Origin of the sequence: Streptomyces spongiae (genome assembly GCF_009377185.1) — a bacterium.
In the GTDB taxonomy this organism is placed as follows: Bacteria; Actinomycetota; Actinomycetes; order Streptomycetales; family Streptomycetaceae; genus Streptomyces; species Streptomyces spongiae.
Genome location: NZ_VJZC01000203.1, coordinates 1 through 15366, shown reverse-complemented (window position 1 = coordinate 15366; position 15366 = coordinate 1). Strand labels below are relative to the sequence as shown.

At 69.3% G+C, this 15366-nt stretch carries 15 protein-coding genes, 3 tRNA genes and 1 pseudogene; 6 read left to right on the top strand and 13 right to left on the bottom strand.

The features are described 5' to 3' along the window. Window positions 1-279 precede the first annotated feature (279 nt). From FNH08_RS25175 to FNH08_RS25155, 5 genes are all read right to left on the bottom strand, one after another. The gene (locus FNH08_RS25175) at window positions 280-948 is read right to left on the bottom strand and encodes a TetR/AcrR family transcriptional regulator (RefSeq protein ID WP_228034334.1); all 669 of its coding nucleotides are present in this window, start codon (window positions 946-948) and stop codon (window positions 280-282) included. 64 nt (window positions 949-1012) lie between these two features. Further along, a complete protein-coding gene (locus FNH08_RS25170) occupies window positions 1013-1768 on the bottom strand; it encodes an SDR family oxidoreductase (protein WP_152773826.1) in 756 nt (251 codons plus the stop codon). Window positions 1769-2039: 271 nt separating this feature from the next. Then, window positions 2040-3344 carry a replication-associated recombination protein A gene (locus FNH08_RS25165; protein WP_152773825.1) on the bottom strand — a complete coding sequence of 435 codons (1305 nt, stop codon included), beginning with the start codon at window positions 3342-3344 and terminating at the stop codon, window positions 2040-2042. Window positions 3345-3444: 100 nt separating this feature from the next. Beyond that, window positions 3445-3813, bottom strand: a complete 369-nt coding sequence (locus FNH08_RS25160; RefSeq protein ID WP_322725339.1) for an MmcQ/YjbR family DNA-binding protein — start codon at window positions 3811-3813, stop codon at window positions 3445-3447. Next, window positions 3810-4205 (bottom strand): MmcQ/YjbR family DNA-binding protein, encoded by a 396-nt coding sequence (locus FNH08_RS25155; protein WP_152773824.1) that lies wholly within the window; start codon window positions 4203-4205, stop codon window positions 3810-3812. Before FNH08_RS25155 ends, FNH08_RS25160 begins: the two co-directional genes overlap by 4 nt. 129 nt (window positions 4206-4334) lie before the next feature. Between FNH08_RS25155 and FNH08_RS25150 the strand changes: the two genes are divergently transcribed. Beyond that, window positions 4335-5285 carry a helix-turn-helix domain-containing protein gene (locus FNH08_RS25150; RefSeq protein ID WP_152773823.1) on the top strand — a complete coding sequence of 317 codons (951 nt, stop codon included), beginning with the start codon at window positions 4335-4337 and terminating at the stop codon, window positions 5283-5285. 25 nt (window positions 5286-5310) lie between these two features. Here the strand turns inward: FNH08_RS25150 and FNH08_RS25145 are convergent, their stop codons facing one another. The 4 genes from FNH08_RS25145 to FNH08_RS25130 all read right to left on the bottom strand — a co-directional run bounded on the left by FNH08_RS25145 (window position 5311) and on the right by FNH08_RS25130 (window position 8576). Continuing rightward, window positions 5311-5589, bottom strand: a complete 279-nt coding sequence (locus FNH08_RS25145) for a cyclophilin-like fold protein (protein WP_228034335.1) — start codon at window positions 5587-5589, stop codon at window positions 5311-5313. Next, window positions 5577-5924, bottom strand: a complete 348-nt coding sequence (locus FNH08_RS25140) for a hypothetical protein (RefSeq protein WP_194238602.1) — start codon at window positions 5922-5924, stop codon at window positions 5577-5579. The genes FNH08_RS25145 and FNH08_RS25140 overlap by 13 nt, the downstream gene beginning before the upstream one ends. Before the next feature lie 135 nt (window positions 5925-6059). After that, window positions 6060-7082 (bottom strand): alcohol dehydrogenase catalytic domain-containing protein, encoded by a 1023-nt coding sequence (locus FNH08_RS25135; protein WP_152773821.1) that lies wholly within the window; start codon window positions 7080-7082, stop codon window positions 6060-6062. 57 nt (window positions 7083-7139) lie between these two features. Beyond that, the gene (locus tag FNH08_RS25130; protein ID WP_152773820.1) at window positions 7140-8576 is read right to left on the bottom strand and encodes a carboxylesterase family protein; all 1437 of its coding nucleotides are present in this window, start codon (window positions 8574-8576) and stop codon (window positions 7140-7142) included. Between the two features lie 495 nt (window positions 8577-9071). Between FNH08_RS25130 and FNH08_RS53600 the strand changes: the two are divergent. Continuing rightward, window positions 9072-9161 (top strand): annotated as a pseudogene (locus FNH08_RS53600) (NADP oxidoreductase); the annotation flags it as partial. 2 nt (window positions 9162-9163) lie between these two features. On the opposite strand, the gene FNH08_RS52225 reads toward FNH08_RS53600, so the two are convergent. From FNH08_RS52225 to FNH08_RS25110, 4 genes are all read right to left on the bottom strand, one after another. Next, entirely contained in the window at window positions 9164-9307 is a 144-nt protein-coding gene (locus FNH08_RS52225) for a hypothetical protein (protein ID WP_228034333.1), read from the bottom strand. 498 nt (window positions 9308-9805) lie between these two features. Next, window positions 9806-9882 (bottom strand) — tRNA-Ile (locus FNH08_RS25120). Between the two features lie 167 nt (window positions 9883-10049). Then, a tRNA-Asn gene (locus tag FNH08_RS25115) sits at window positions 10050-10122 on the bottom strand. Window positions 10123-10127: 5 nt separating this feature from the next. Continuing rightward, window positions 10128-10200: transfer RNA gene (locus tag FNH08_RS25110), tRNA-Asn, on the bottom strand. A gap of 166 nt (window positions 10201-10366) precedes the next feature. On the opposite strand from FNH08_RS25110, the gene FNH08_RS25105 reads away from it, so the two are divergent. The 4 genes from FNH08_RS25105 to FNH08_RS25090 all read left to right on the top strand — a co-directional run. Beyond that, window positions 10367-10675 carry a YtxH domain-containing protein gene (locus FNH08_RS25105; protein WP_152773819.1) on the top strand — a complete coding sequence of 103 codons (309 nt, stop codon included), beginning with the start codon at window positions 10367-10369 and terminating at the stop codon, window positions 10673-10675. A 174-nt stretch (window positions 10676-10849) separates the two neighbouring features. Then, window positions 10850-12304: an FGGY family carbohydrate kinase gene (locus tag FNH08_RS25100; protein WP_152773818.1), complete on the top strand. Its 1455-nt coding sequence runs from the start codon at window positions 10850-10852 to the stop codon at window positions 12302-12304. 114 nt (window positions 12305-12418) lie between these two features. Continuing rightward, complete coding sequence (locus tag FNH08_RS25095; RefSeq protein WP_322725335.1) at window positions 12419-14152, top strand: ABC transporter ATP-binding protein; 1734 nt, start codon at window positions 12419-12421, stop codon at window positions 14150-14152. Beyond that, the coding region (locus tag FNH08_RS25090) for an ABC transporter permease (RefSeq protein ID WP_194238601.1) at window positions 14152-15366 on the top strand (1215 nt) is incomplete at its 3' end. The genes FNH08_RS25095 and FNH08_RS25090, both read left to right, overlap by 1 nt.

The following is a 15366-nucleotide window of genomic DNA, read 5'->3' as shown; positions in this document are numbered from 1 at the left end:
ACGCAAACGCTGGACCATGCGCTGGAAGGCCGCACTCCAAGCCTTCGACATCACCTTCGACGGCCGGCTCACCGCCGGACGCCGCTGAACAAAACCGACCGAGTTCCACCGTTCGCTACACAGACCCCACGGTCCCGGCTCAGCGTCGACCGCTGTTGGTTACTGGTAGGACCGGTCGCGCTCGCCGGTATTCGTTGTCGGTCGAGTCACCCATACGTGTACCTGTCCTGGTAGGGCGACGTATCGGGGTTCTTGCAGCGTGAACTGGTGGTCCGGGGTTCAGGATCCGGTGCGGTAGCGGGTGAGCATGAGGGCGACGGCTTCGTCCACGATCGTGGTGTCGGTGGGGTCGGGCGGGACGAAGTCGGCGCGTACGAGCTGGGGCCACAGGAGCTGGCCGCAGATCATGCCGAGGAACTGTTCGGCCACTGCGGATGCCGGCTGTGGCTGTCCGTCGGCCGAACGGAAGTCGAGTGTGCCGGCCTGCGCTTCGGTGTCCAGGTAGTCGCGGAGCCGGTCGAAGAAGGGCCCGCGGTCGATGGCGAAGCCGGTGCCGACGATGTCGGCGAGTTCCGGCATCTGGGGAAGTTCGGTGATGATGAGGCGGCACAGCGCCGCCGTGCCGGGCCGTGAGACCAGGCAGGCGTAGTCGCGGCCGATGTGGTCCAGCCCGTACCGGGGATCGCCGGGCGGGGGTGGTGCGGCGTACTGCACGTCCAGTTGCCACTGTTCAGAGGTGACGGCCGCGAACAGCGCGGCCTTGGAGGGGTACCGCTTGAAGAGGGTGCCGGTGGAGACGCGGGCCTCCCTGGCGATCTGGGCCAGGGAGGTCTTGTCGTATCCCCGGGCGAGGAAGAGGTCGCGGGCGGCCCGGATGATGCGCGCGCGGTTCTCGGCTTTGATCTGCGCGTGATACCCGGCCCGGCACGTATCGCCACCGGTTTCCATTCGGTCACGGTCCGCCACCGACATACCCACGCCCCTCGCCCGTCTCCCAGCCGCATCCTCGCTGTCAGAGAACGGTCTGGCCACCGTCCAGGATAAGGTCCTGGCCCACGGCGAAGGCGGAGACATCGGAGGCCAGGTACACGACGGCTTCCGCGACCTCCTCGGGCAGACCCATGCGCCCCAGAGGAATGCCGGAGCTGATCGCCTCCAGAACCGCCGACTGCTGCGCGGGATCCTCGATCCCGAGCTTCGAGTACAGCGGGGTGTCCACCGGGCCGGGGCTGACCGCGTTGAACCGGATGCCGTGCGACCTGAGCAGGTCCGCGTTCCACGACCGCATCAGGGAGGCGATGGCCGCCTTCGTCGCGGCGTAGGCGTTCGAGTGCCCGTAACCGCCGTGCGCGCTGTTGGACGCGTTGAGGATGACCGAGGACGGGTTGGCCAGCACGGGCACCAGGGCCTGGGTGAGGAAGAAGACGCTCTTGACGTTGATGTCGAAGAGACGGTCGAAGCTGTCCTCCGTGTGGTCCTCGAACGGCCTCCAGTCCGAGACGCCGGCGTTCAGGAACGCCACGTCCAGCTTCCCGAAATGCTCACGCACCCGCTCCGCCAGGCCGCGCTGCGCATCGAGATCGCGCGCATCGGCCTGCACCACCGGCACCTTGTCCCCGAAGATCTGCCGCGCCTTATCGATGCTGGCCGGGGTGACGCCTGTGACCAGCACGTCGGCGCCCTCAGCGATAAAACGCTGCGCGGTCTCCAGACCGATCCCACTCGTGCCGCCGGTGATGAGGGCGCGCTTGCCCGCAAGACGATTCATGTGCCTGTTCCTTGCCGAGCCGTGAGGTAAGTCGATGGACTTACCACCGGAAGGTAACTGCCACACCCTTCATGTGGCAAGTCGATCCACTTATCATCGGCAGTCTGCTGCTGTCTGGCCTGCCATCTGTTCTCTCCTTCGGGAAGGACGAGGAGTAGGCGAACCTCATCCTCGGATGCGGTGCAAGCCCGGGTGAGTGCACGTCACGGACGACTCGGGCGCGCTGTCTTCACTTCTCCGGCCGTGATAATTCTTCGCGGGCGTCGGCCGGTCAGCCGCGTTGCCGACGGGCGCGCAGAGCGGCCCAGTGGCGCAGGCGCTCGGTGATCTGGGCTTCGTAGCCGTTGCGGGTGGGCTGGTAGTACGTCTCGCGATCCATGTCGTCGGGGAAGTAGTTGTCACCGGAGAAGCCGTCGGCTGTGTCCGGGTCGTACTGGTAGTCCTTGCCGTAGCCGAGGTCTTTCATCAGCCGGGTCGGGGCGTTGAGGATGTGGGCGGGTGGCATGAGTGAGCCGGTGTGCCGGGCTGATCGGTGTGCGGCATTGAAGCCGCGGTAGACGGCGATGGACTTGGGGGCGGTGGCGAGGTAGACGACGGCCTGGGCGATCGCCAACTCGCCCTCCGGTGAGCCGAGCCGCTCGTACACGTCCCAGGCGGCGAGGGCCTGCTGGATGGCGTGCGGGTCGGCCATGCCGATGTCCTCGTTCGCGAAGCGGACCAGGCGGCGGGCGACGAACAGCGGGTCCTCGCCGCCGTCGAGCATGCGGGCGAGCCAGTACAGGGCCACGTCCGGGTCGGAGCCGCGCATCGACTTGTGCAGCGCGGAGATCAGGTTGTAGTGGCCCTCCTGCGCCTTGTCGTACAGCGGGGCGCGCTGCTGGATGTGATGGGCGAGCCCGGCGGTGTCCAGGGTGGTTTCGGTGTCCGGGAGGGCTTGAAGCTGTTCGGCCATGTTGAGGAGGTAGCGGCCGTCGCCGTCCGCCATGGCGATCAGGGCGCGGCGGGCGTCGTCGTCCAAGGGCAGATGGTGGCCGGTGAGCTGCTCGGCGCGGTCGAGGAGCGTGGACAGTGCGGCTTCGTCGAGGCGTTTGAGGACGAGGACCTGGGTGCGGGAGAGGAGGGCGCCGTTGAGTTCGAAGCTCGGGTTCTCCGTGGTGGCGCCGATCAGGGTGACGGTGCCGTCCTCGACGTAGGGCAGGAAGCTGTCCTGCTGGGCACGGTTGAAGCGGTGGATCTCGTCGACGAACAGCAGGGTGCCCTGGCCGATGCCGCGTCGGCTTCGTGCGGTGGCGAAGACCTTGCGCAGATCGGCCACGCCGGAGAAGGTGGCCGACACCGGCTCGAAGGCCAGGTTGCCGGCGTCCGCGAGGAGCCGGGCGATGGTGGTCTTCCCGACGCCGGGCGGGCCCCACAGGATGGCGGAGCCGAGGCGCTGCTGGGCGACCATGCGGCCCAGCGGGGCCTCCCGGGCAAGGATGTGGTCCTGCCCGACGACATCTTCCAGCTGGGTGGGGCGCAGGCGGTCGGCGAGGGGCCGGGAGGGCTCCTCGTCGAAGAGCGGCAGGGTCGGTTCCATTGGTCTCTCGGGTCGGAAGCGGACGTGTGCGGACGGGGCGAGCCGTGCACGGGGCACTGACAGGCGTCGGCTCAGCCGCTCGTGGGGAAGCTCGCGGTGCTCATCGGGCACCAGGGCGGTCTCGCCGCGGCAGCCGCTCGACGGCCAGGTCGTAGGAATCCTCGACCGCGTCGGTGACCAGCCGCTCGGTGATGCCGGGACCAGGACCGAGGGAGATCCAGTGCCGTTTGTCGAGATGGCGGCCCGGTGTGATCGAGGCGTAGCCGCGTACGTGAGCGCGGGCGTGTTCGGGTTCGCACTTGACCGTGATGATCTGATCATCCGGGTCGTCGGTGACGATCAGGAACACCTTGTCCGCGACCTTGTACACGTCGAGTCCGGGGGTGAAGGGGTACCCGTGGCTGACGTCGGGGAGGGCCAGGGCCGCCTGGCGGGCGGTGTCCTGGAGCCGGTCACCGGCCGCGCTCACCTGGCCGCCCGTGCGCCGGTGCCGTAGGTGTGCGGGTCGACGGGCCGCTCGGCCCTGGGCAGGTGGGCGACCACGAGCCGGTAGGAGTCGGTGACGAGTTCCTCGATCAGCTTCTTGTCGACGCCCGCCCCGCTCTCCAGGGTGATCCAGTGCTTCTTGTTCATGTGGTAGCCGGGGGTGATGTGGCTGTACTGCTGCCGCAGGGCGTGGGCCTCGCCGGGGTCCGCCTTGAGGATCACGACGGGACGCCCCGGGACTTCGGTCATCAGCATGAACACCTTGCCGCGTACCTTGTAGACCTCCCAGTCGGGGCCGAAGGGGTGCTCCAGCTGGGCTCCGGGGAGTTCCTCCGCGCAGTCGGCGGCGGTCTTGTGCAGGGCCGATCCGTTCATGGGTGGTGGGCCTTCTCCGGTGGTGACGGACTGGGGCATCGAAAGAGGCGGAGGGCGCGCCGCGCGGGCGCGGGGGCACGTCCCATCCTTCCGTCGAAGCCGACTGGAAGGGCAGTAGGCTGCGGACACATGATGGTCGACAAGCGACACTCCGGGCCGAGCAGGCAGGCCGGACCGGCTGCGGTTCCGCTGTACGGTTTCCAGCCCCCGGTCGGTACTCCGTACGGCCTTGAGGTGAGTACCGTCGAGGATTTCTTCGCCCAGCACGACGACTGGCCGTGGAACCCGCCCCGTCCGGGCCGTGCCACCTTCCACTACCTGATCCTGGTCACCGAGGGTGAGTTGCGGCACGACGTCGACTACGTCACGCGGACCGTCACCCCTGGCCAGTGGCTGTGGGTGCGTCCGGGGCACGCGCAGTGCTGGCATCCGCCCGGCGTGGCCCGCGGCCCGTTCATTCTGTTCGAACCGGACGTGCTGCGGCCCGACCTCGCCCGTCTCCTGGCCCCGCTCACCGCGCACGAGGCCCCTGCCGTGCTCAGCCCGCACCCCGACGACACCGCCTGGCTCCAGCAGACGGCACTCCAGCTCCTGGACGAACACCGCGCACTGGGGCGCCGCCCCCTCGACGTCCACCACGCCCTGCGGCGCAGCCTGCTCGAGTCGCTGCTGCTGCGCCTGGCCAACTCCCCGGGCATCGCCCCCATCGGCACGGCCGCGGCCGGCACGGGCCGTGCCGACAGGTACGGGCGCTTCCTGGACGCCCTGGAGCTGCACTTTCGCGAACTGCACCAAGCCGCGGACTACGCCGAGCTGCTTGGCTGCTCGGTCCGCACCCTCAGCCGTGCCGCCCGGGACGCCACCGGCAAGGGGGTGCGTGAACTCATCGACGAGCGGCGCCTCCTGGAAGCCCGGCGCCTGCTGGGAGCTGCCCGGTGGGACGCCCGGGCGGTGGCCGCCCACCTCGGCTTCACCGACCCCGCGAACTTCGGCCGCTTCTTCCGCGACCGCACCGGCCTCACCCCGGCTGCCTACGCAGCCCGCGAGGCAAGGACCGTCCCCCCTCCTCTCCCTGGTTGACGATCCCGGTGGTTCCGGCTGGGTCTCAGTCGACGGCCTCGATGGTGACGTCGACCGTGCCGTCGTACTTCTTCAAGGCATCGGCCCCCGAGCCGATCTCGCCGAGGACGACGATGCCGGGGTCGGGGATGGACTGGCCGTCGTGGTCGTAGAAGATGGCGATGTCGGGACCGGGTGACCAGTAGGCGATGTTGCCGATCTCGTAGCTGAACCGCGGCTCGCCTCCTGCGGCGAGAGACCGGGACAGGTGACCGTACTTCTCGCGCTTGAACAGGTCGTCCATCTGCAGCGTCAGCGGAAGCAGCGAGGCGAAGTCGCGTGCCGTCGCGTTGTCGTCGAGGGTTGCGTCGAGGACGGTCGGTCCTCGACGGGGCTGAGAATCAGCACCGTGATGTCCGGCTCGCCTTCTGACCCCGGAACCTGGCGCTCCTCCACCCGCACTCGGCCGCCCGCCGTCAGAGCCTCCGAATCCAACCCGGGTGAACCCTGGGCGATCTGCCGTCGGATCTCTCGCAGGGTTTCATCCGACAGGGCCGGAAAAACAGCTCCCCGCGCCTCCTCGACGGGCGCGAGCTCCGGGTCCAACGAGGGCCGGACGGTCGTGGCACCGAAAAGGTCTGCTGCTGCCTGGTCCGTCATCTGTTCCCTCCTTCGGAAACACCGGGCAGCGGTGACGCTCACCGCCGGGCTGAGGTATTCACTGCGCACGATGTGCGGGTGCAAGCAGATCGAGTTGATGTGTGCGATGACCTTGTCGCGTTCCGCGATCAGTTCTCAGTCGTCCAGGACAACGACATGCTTGCCCGGCGTGGTGCCGGATTCGAGGTCGGCCTGGGCATCACGGACCTGCTCCAGACCGTGGTAGACCTTCGCGACCGGGACTTTGAGGCGCCCTTCGGCAATGGCCTGGAGCTGGTGGGCGAAGACGTCGGCCGGCAGATCGGCGGCCTGACCGCCGTAAGAGGTCAGCCGCACCCCGCCCGGGATCATGAACGGGGTGAAGTCGGGGATCGTCCACTGGCCTGCCAGGGCTCCGGTGAAGCAGACCGTGCCGTGCCGGCGGACGGTGCGGAGGGTGTCGGTGAGGACCGAGCAGCCCACCAGTTCCAGTGCGGCGTCGACGCCATCCGGCACCAGCTCGCACACCTGGTCGGCGAGGGTGCCGTTGTCGACGAGGGCATGGTCGACGCCCGCGGCCCGCAGTGCCCCGGCCCTCTCTGGGCTGCGCGTGGTGGACAGCACGGTGGCTCCGAGGTCCTTCGCGATCGTGGCCGCGCTCAGCCCGACCGTGGAGGTGCCGCCGCGGATCAGCAGCGTCTGCCCCGCCTTGAGGTCCAGGCCGGTGGTCAACGATCCGTAGGCGGTCTGGAACATCTCCGGCAGCGCACCGACGACCTCCCACGGCAGGCCGGTCTCGAACGGGATGACCTGCCCTGCGGGGACGCTCACGTACTGGGCGTACGCGCCGTCGTACGAGCGGCCCATGCCGCCCATCATCGTGGCCACCTGCTGTCCCGGCCGCAGCCCGCTGTCCTCGTCGGCCTCATCGACCACGCCGACGCCCTCGATACCGGGCACACGTGGGTAGGTGACCTCCGCGTCGGACTCGCCCTTGCGGGTGGTGACCTCGGACTCGTTGACGCCGAACGCCTTCACCCTGATCCGCACCCAGCCGGGCTTGCTTACCGGCACCGGCACGTCCTTGATCTCCAGCGCGTCGAGGCCGCCGGGGCGGGTGACGACGACGGCCCGCATCGTCGCCGGTGCCCTGTCGCCAACTGCTGTCGATTGGCTCATGACGAATTCCTTACTCTGTTCGCCCCTGGTGCGTTGTTCCGTACGGCCCGATGACCGTCAGGGGCGGTCGATGCCCTCCCACAGGTCAAGGGCCTGCTGGTAGTGGGCGGTGGCCTCACAGGGCGGGTTGCCGACGCTCCCCGAAGTGGGCCGGTCCGCGACAGCGGGCCACAGACGGGACTGCTCGCCGGTGGCGAAGTCGAGCACGATGTCGCGGATACGGGTGTCTCGCTCCGCCTGCTCCGCGCTGCGGCCCGGCTGTTCCTGGCCGACCAGGGCGTACATCTCGGTGCCGTGCACCGCGGGCGCGCCCTCGGCGGGCCCGATCATCAGGAGATGGGCGTTGCCGCCTGCGGCGGCGTGCGCCAGGGCGCCGCGGGCGGCCGGGAGCGCGAAGAGGTAGTCCGCCATGACCGCGGCGCGGACCTCGGCCGGGGTACGGACGCCCTGGTCGTAGGCGTCGACGATCTTCTTCGCGCGGGAGCGGGAAATGCGCCACCCCTCGACCTCGTCGACGACGCGGTCGAGGGTGTGCGGGTCGAAGCGGTCGAGGTCGTTCGCCACCCACCACCCCATGTCGTCACTCGCCATGCTCAGCAGCACGTCGACATCGCGGTGCGCGCCCGAGGCGAGGACGTCCATGGGATGGGCGTGCACCACCGCGCCCGGCTGCCCGATGTCCAGGACGACGCCGGTGGCCTTGTTGTCCACCCCGCCGCGGACTCCGAGGTCCGTCGGGGCGACCTTGCGCAGGGCGTCCCTCAGGGAGACCGCGTCGAGGTCGAGCAGCTTCTCCGGGTTGTCCGCGACGCCGAGTTCGGTGACGAACAGGTGCGCGAGCTCCTCGGCCCACCAGGCCGGGATGCTACGAGCGGGCCCGCCGGAGAACCCGGCCAGCCGCCGGTACAGGCCGTCGGCGGAGGAGGCGCTGAGCAGTCCGAAGGTGGAGTAGGCGCCGGCGCTGTGGCCGTAGACCGTGACCTGGTCGGGGTCGCCGCCGAAGTGGGCGATGTTCCGCTTGACCCAGGTCAGCGCGGCGATGACGTCCTGCAGGAAAAGGTTGCTGGCCTCGGCGAGCCGCCCGCCGTATTGCGAGAGCGAGAGCGCGCCCAGGGCGCCGAGCCGGTAGTTGACCGACACGCTCACCACGCGCCCCGTCGCGGCGAGACCGGAGGCGTTGGAGGTGATCTGGGTGTTCGCGCCGTACTCGAATCCGCCGCCGTGGATGTACACGGTCACCGGGAGCGCCTTGTCGGCCGGCTGCTCAGGGGCCCACACGTTCAGGTTCAGGCAGTCCTCGCCCATCCCGCTGTCCGCTTCGAGCCAGTCGCCGCTGTCGGGCTGGACGGAGACGACGCCCTTGCGGTCATAGGGGCGGTCTGGATCGAAGTCCGCGACCACGGGGCGGCGATACCGCTCGGCGGTGGCGTACGGAATCCCCCACCAGGACCGCACCCCTGGTGCAGTCGGAGCCTTGGGAGCGGTAGCGGTCATGACATGTCCTTCCAGCGCGGTTCGGGCGTTCGCGAGGTGCTTCGGCGACTGGTTGCTCGCGGTGACGTCCCCCATCGTTTCCCGGGATCCGACAAAATGCCCGGCGGGTGGCGGTCACCCGGTGGTCATCAGGTGACACTTCGCCAACAAGATCTCGGTGCAGGTCATGAGCTTCTCCTACATGACCGACGGCCGGATCGTCGGCGAACGGGGCCGGCCTGACCTCCCGCAAGAGGTCGGTCTCTTCTTCTTGATCCGGCGTCTTCGCGCGAACAGCGCCCGCTGCGGTGAGAGCTGTACTCGCTTGTCACCGAGACTCGTAGGGGTGCGGGTTGCGGCTGCTGAGGCGGTCGAGGGCGCCCCTGGCCCGATCCTCGGCGGTGAGAATCGGGGCGCAGCAGGCCCTCGTTCGTCACGAACCTCGCCGGCTCGCGATCGCGGTCGGCCGACGTCCTACTGTCCAAACCTCGCGGTCCCCAGACCCTGGCAGAGACAGTGGCCGAACTCGGCCGGCGAGCCCGCGCCGCGACACCCGAGGAGGCGGCCCGCGCCGGTGACCGGGTCGTGGTGAACATCCCGCCGGCTCCCTACCGGGGCTTTCCCGCCGCCGCACCGTCGGGCGAGGTCGTACTCGACATCGAAGCGTCCGTGACGCGCCGTGCGACGAACCCGACGACGGCCGCGTCGGCCTTGTCGAGCCACGTCACGTCGTCGGCGATCACCAGCAGCACGCGCTCGGCGGCCCTGGGCAGCGGACCACGTCTCGCCTCAGCGGTATGCGTCGCTGCCCCGGGAGGAACGGGATGAGCAGGAAGACCGGCGGCTGTATGTGCGGGGGCCGCCCAGCCCGGCAGCTCCCGCCCCGCCTGTCGGTCCTCTCTGGGTCGTTTCCAGTACGGGCTATTTCGCGTCCCAACTCGGACCGCACGCCATTAGGACTGCCTCCGTGCCCCGCCGGCCCGGCAGGCCCGCCCACTCGAAGGTCCCTGGGCAGCACTTCCGGATCCTCGTGTCCAGCCAGCGTCCAGAATCCGACGTCCAGACGCTCGCACAGCCCACCCACGACGCCATCCTCCAGCCATGGGCCGATACGTCTGCGCAGGTCAGAGTGACCTCAACTAACGCTGATGGCAACGGAGTCGAACTCACGAGCAGCGGATTCAGCCCCGTGGACCAACGCCCTGAATCCGCACCCCAGATGAGACGTTTCCGCAGGTCACAGGGGTGCATGGTGGGGCGGGTGGGACTCGAACCCACGGCCGACGGATTATGAGTCCGCTGCTCTAACCGGCTGAGCTACCGCCCCGTCACGGCGCGTCGCGCACATTTGTGCGCGCCGTCTGCCGCAGCATAGCCGCTCATACGATCTCCTGCTTCGGATGGTCGACTTCGCCTGCCCTCAAGGACCCCACCAGCGGCTCTGCGGTTCCGGCGGACATGAAAAAGGACCCCATCGGGGTCCTCTTCAGGCTGCTCCCCCGACTGGACTCGAACCAGTAACCTGCCGGTTAACAGCCGGCTGCTCTGCCAATTGAGCTACGGAGGACCGAGCTCCCCCGACTGGACTCGAACCAGTAACCTGCCGGTTAACAGCCGGCTGCTCTGCCAATTGAGCTACGGAGGAATGCCTCGTTGCATCGAACGTACCTACCTGGGTATCCGCCAGGAAGCGCCCGCTCGCTGCGACACATACATTAGCGCAAGCAGGGGGGTGCTTCGCCAATCAGCACCCCGTGGCAGGGCAAGGGCAGGACAACGACCGACGCAGACGGAAGGGAATGGTGGCCGCCATGCGCTATCGGCTCACGTTCGCCGCCGGCATCGCACTGGGCTACGTGCTGGGCACGCGGGCCGGGCGCGAGCGCTACGAGCAGCTGAAGAAGTCCGCCCGCCAGGTCGCCGAGAACCCCGCGGTGCGCAACACCGCCGAATCGGCCGCTCAGCAGGGGCGCGCCTTCGCGGGGAAGGCGTACCACGCGGTGAGCGACAAGGTCGGTGACGTGCACGTGCCGGACGCGGTCTCGGCACGGGTCCGGTCGCTGCGTGAACGGAACACCAACGGCGGCGGTACGGACGACTGGGGGACCAGTAACACCTAGCCACATCCGGTGCCCCGCGCACCGGTACGCGGTACCCAGTAGTGCCAGGGGCCGTGGCAGCGCGAAGAGCCTTCGGGGCGCGCCGCCGGGGCCCTTCCGCCATGCTGTCGCACGCCGGACGGGCTCCGTCCGCCGCGGCAGCCCCACCTTCTTACGTACGGCAGAATTTCCGCCATGGGGATAGTCGCCGGGCTGGACAGTTCGCCCGATTTCACTCGCATCGTCGTCTGTGACACGGACACCGGAGCCGTGCTCAGGCAGGGGTATGCCCCGCATCCGCTGGAGAAGGCGGAGAGCGGCGGCCGTCCCTCCGACGTCGACCCGCAGGCGTGGCTGCTTTCCCTCGGTGAGGCGGCCGGCGGCGGGCTGCTGGAGGGCGTGCAGGCGATCGGTGTCTCCGCACAGCAGAACGGGCTGATCGCCCTGGACGCCCAGGGCAACACCGTGCGGCCGGCGATGGTCGGCGGTGACAAGCGGGCGCAGGTCGCCGCCGCCGATCTGGTCGACGCGCTCGGCGGGCGGCAGGCCTGGGCGGAGGCCGTGGGATGCGTACCGCAGGCCGCGCAGCCGGTGACCAAGCTGCGCTGGCTCGCCCGGACCGATCCCGACGGCGCGCTGCGCACGGCCGTGCTGATGCAGGCGCACGACTGGCTCGTGTGGCAGTTGCTCGGGCGGCCGGTGAGACGGACCACGGACCGGGGCGGGGCTTCCGGCACCGGGTACTGGTCGGCGGCCACCGGCGGGTACCGCACCGACTTCGTCGAACTCGCGCTCGGCCACCAGGCCATGCTGCCGGAGGTGCTCGGGCCGTCGGACGCGGCGGGTACGACACCGGAGGGGCTCCTCATCTCCGCCGGGACCGGCGAGACCATGGCCGCAGCCTTCGGGCTCGGCATCGGACTCGGTGACGCGGTCGTGTCGCTGGGCGCGTCGGGGTCCGTGATGGCGGTGCACCAGGAGGCCCTCGTCGACTCCAGCGGGATGATCACGTCCCTGGCCGACGCGACGGGCATGCACCTGCCCGTGGTGACGACGCTGAACGCCGTACGGACCCTGCGCGGTACCGCCGAGATGCTGGGCGTGCCCGATCTGGAGGGGCTGTCCGACCTGGCGATGAAGTCGACGCCGGGGTCGCACGGACTGGTGATGCTGCCGTATCTGGAGGGCGAGCGGACGCCGAACCTGCCGCACACCGCCGGAACCCTGACCGGGCTGCGGCGGGAGGCGATGAAGCCCGAGCACCTGGCGCGGGCCGCGTTCGAGGGCATGCTGTGCGGGCTCGCGGACGCGCTGGACGTGCTGCGCGGACGCGGGGTCGACGTACGGCGGATCTTCCTGCTGGGCGCGGCGGCGGAGCTGCCGGCCGTACAGGCGGCGGCGCCCGCGCTGTTCGGCGTGCAGGTGGTCGTGCCGCAGCCCGGGGACTACGCGGCGATCGGCGCGGCCCGGCAGGCGGCGTGGGCGCTCGGCGTCTCCCAGGGCACCCTCGACCCGCGCAACCCGCCGCCCTGGCAGGGCGCGCCCGCGCAGTACCTGGAGCCGGGCGAGGAACTGGCCGTGGGGCAGGCCGTGCGTCAGCAGTACGTGTCGGTACGGGAGCAGACGCACCCCGGGGCGTTCCGGGTGTAGTCCCGGTGCCCGAGCTTGGACCACTCTTGGGTTAATTGGTTGGGGTAACGCAGGTGGAGTGTCCGACGATGGTGGGTGGTGCATCCATCCCCGTCGCCGACCGAGAGACCTCGCGTGCTCATACGACTTCTACGGACCCATCTCAGGCCGTACAGAAAACCCATCGCTTTACTGGTGCTGCTGCAGTTCGTGCAGACGTGCGCCACCCTCTACCTGCCCACTCTCAACGCGGACATCATCGACGACGGCGTCGTGAAGGGGGACACGGGCTACATCCTGTCCTTCGGCGCGCTGATGATCGGGGTGTCGCTGGCCCAGGTCGTCTGCAACATCGGGGCCGTGTACTACGGCGCCCGTACGGCGTCGGCGGTGGGCCGGGACATCCGGGCCGCCGTCTTCGACCGGGTGCAGTCGTTCTCGGCGCGTGAGGTCGGCCACTTCGGTGCGCCCTCGCTGATCACGCGGACGACGAACGACGTGCAGCAGGTGCAGATGCTCGCCCTGATGACGTTCACGCTGATGGTGTCGGCGCCGATCATGTGCGTGGGCGGCATCGTGATGGCGCTGGGCCTCGATGTGCCGCTGTCGGGTGTGCTGCTGGCCGTCGTGCCGGTGCTCGGTATCTCGGTCAGCCTGATCGTGCGCCGTCTGCGCCCGCTGTTCCGCTCCATGCAGGAGCGGCTCGACACCGTGAACCGGGTGCTGCGCGAGCAGATCACCGGCAACCGGGTGATCCGTGCCTTCGTGCGGGACGAGTACGAGAAGGAGCGTTTCCGGGGCGCGAACGCCGACCTCACGGAGGTGTCGCTCGGGACCGGGCGCATACTCGCCCTGATGTTCCCGATCGTCATGACGGTGGTGAACCTGTCGTCGATCGCGGTGGTGTGGTTCGGCGCCCACCGGATCGACAGCGGCGCGATGGAGATCGGCGCGCTGACCGCGTTCCTCGCCTACCTCATGCAGATCGTCATGTCCGTGATGATGGCCACCTTCATGTTCATGATGGTGCCGCGCGCGGAGGTCTGCGCCGAGCGCATCCAGGAGGTCCTGGACACCCGGAGCAGTGTCGTGCCGCCCTCCGCGCCCGTACGGGAGCTGCGGCGGCACGGGACGCTGGAGATCCGGGGCGGCGGCTTCCGCTACCCCGGTGCCGAGGAGCCGGTGCTCAGGTCCATCGACCTGTTGGCGCGGCCGGGCGAGACGACCGCCGTCATCGGCTCGACCGGCAGCGGCAAGTCCACGCTGCTCGGGCTGGTCCCCCGTCTGTTCGACGCCACCGAGGGCGAGGTCCTCGTGGACGGCGAGGACGTACGCACCCTCGATCCGAAGCTGCTGGCGCGGACGGTCGGGCTGGTGCCGCAGAAGCCTTATCTCTTCGCGGGCACGGTCGCGACCAACCTGCGGTACGGCAACCCGGACGCGACCGACGAGGAGCTGTGGCACGCGCTGGAGGTGGCGCAGGCCAAGGAGTTCGTCGAGGAGCTGGAGAACGGGCTGGACTCCCCCATCGCGCAGGGCGGGGTGAACGTGTCGGGCGGTCAGCGCCAGCGGCTCGCCATCGCCCGGACGTTGGTACAGCGCCCGGAGATCTACCTGTTCGACGACTCGTTCTCGGCGCTCGACTATGCCACCGACGCGGCGCTGCGGTCGGCGCTGTCCCTGGAGACCGCCGACGCGACGGTCGTGATCGTCGCCCAGCGAGTGTCGACGATCCGGGAAGCCGACCGGATCATCGTCCTCGACGAGGGCCTCGTCGTCGGTACGGGCCGCCATCACGAGCTCATGGCCGGCAACGAGACGTACCGGGAGATCGTCCTCTCCCAGCTCACGGAAGCGGAGGCTGCCTGATGGCCGGGCCGATGGGACGGATGATGGCCGGGGGCGGCCCCGACCAGCACTCCATGGACTTCAAGGGGTCCGGCAAACGGCTGCTCGCCCAGTTCAAGCCCGAGAAGTCCACCATGTACGCGATGCTCGCGTGCACGGTGCTCAGCGTCGGACTGTCGGTGCTGGGCCCGTGGATCCTCGGCAAGGCGACGGACCTGGTGTTCGCGGGGGTCGTCGGGCGCCAGATGCCCGAGGGCGCCACGAAGGCCGAGGTGCTCGCGTCCATGCGACAGCGCGGGGAGGGCGCTGTCGCCGACATGCTCCAGGGCACGGACTTCACGCCGGGCGAGGGCATCGACTTCACCGCCGTCGGCCATGTCCTGCTGATCGCGCTCGCCGTCTTCATGGTGGCCGGTCTGCTGATGGCGGTGGCCACCCGGCTCTCCAACCGGGCGATCAACCACACCGTGGCCCGGATGCGCCAGGACTTGCAGGCGAAGCTGTCGCGGCTGCCACTGTCGTACTTCGACCAGCGGCAGCGCGGTGAGGTGCTCAGCCGCGCCACCAACGACATCGACAACATCGGCCAGACGCTCCAGCAGTCGATGGGACAGCTCGTCAACTCGCTCCTGACGATCGTGGGCGTGCTGGTGATGATGTTCTGGGTGTCACCGCTGCTGGCGCTGGTCGCGCTGGTGACCGTACCGCTGTCGTTCGTGGTGGCCACCCGGGTCGGCAAGCGGTCGCAGCCGCACTTCGTGCAGCAGTGGCGGACGACCGGGAAGCTCAACGCGCACATCGAGGAGATGTACACCGGGCACACGCTGGTGAAGGTGTTCGGGCGCCAGGAGGAGTCGGCGAAGCAGTTCGCCGAGGAGAACGAGCGGCTGTACGAGGCCGGGTTCAAGGCGCAGTTCAACAGCGGGGTCATGCAGCCGCTGATGTTCTTCGTGTCGAACCTCAACTATGTGCTGGTGGCGGTGGTGGGCGGCCTGCGGGTCGCGACCGGGGCCCTGTCCATCGGTGACGTCCAGGCCTTCATCCAGTACTCGCGGCAGTTCTCGATGCCGCTGACGCAGGTGGCGTCGATGGCGAACCTGGTGCAGTCGGGTGTCGCGTCCGCCGAGCGGGTGTTCGAGCTGCTGGACGCGGAGGAGCAGGAGAGCGACCCTCCCCCACTCTCGGCTTCGCTCGAGCGGGGGGACCCCCACCCGGGGGCTCGGCCGGAGGAGCTG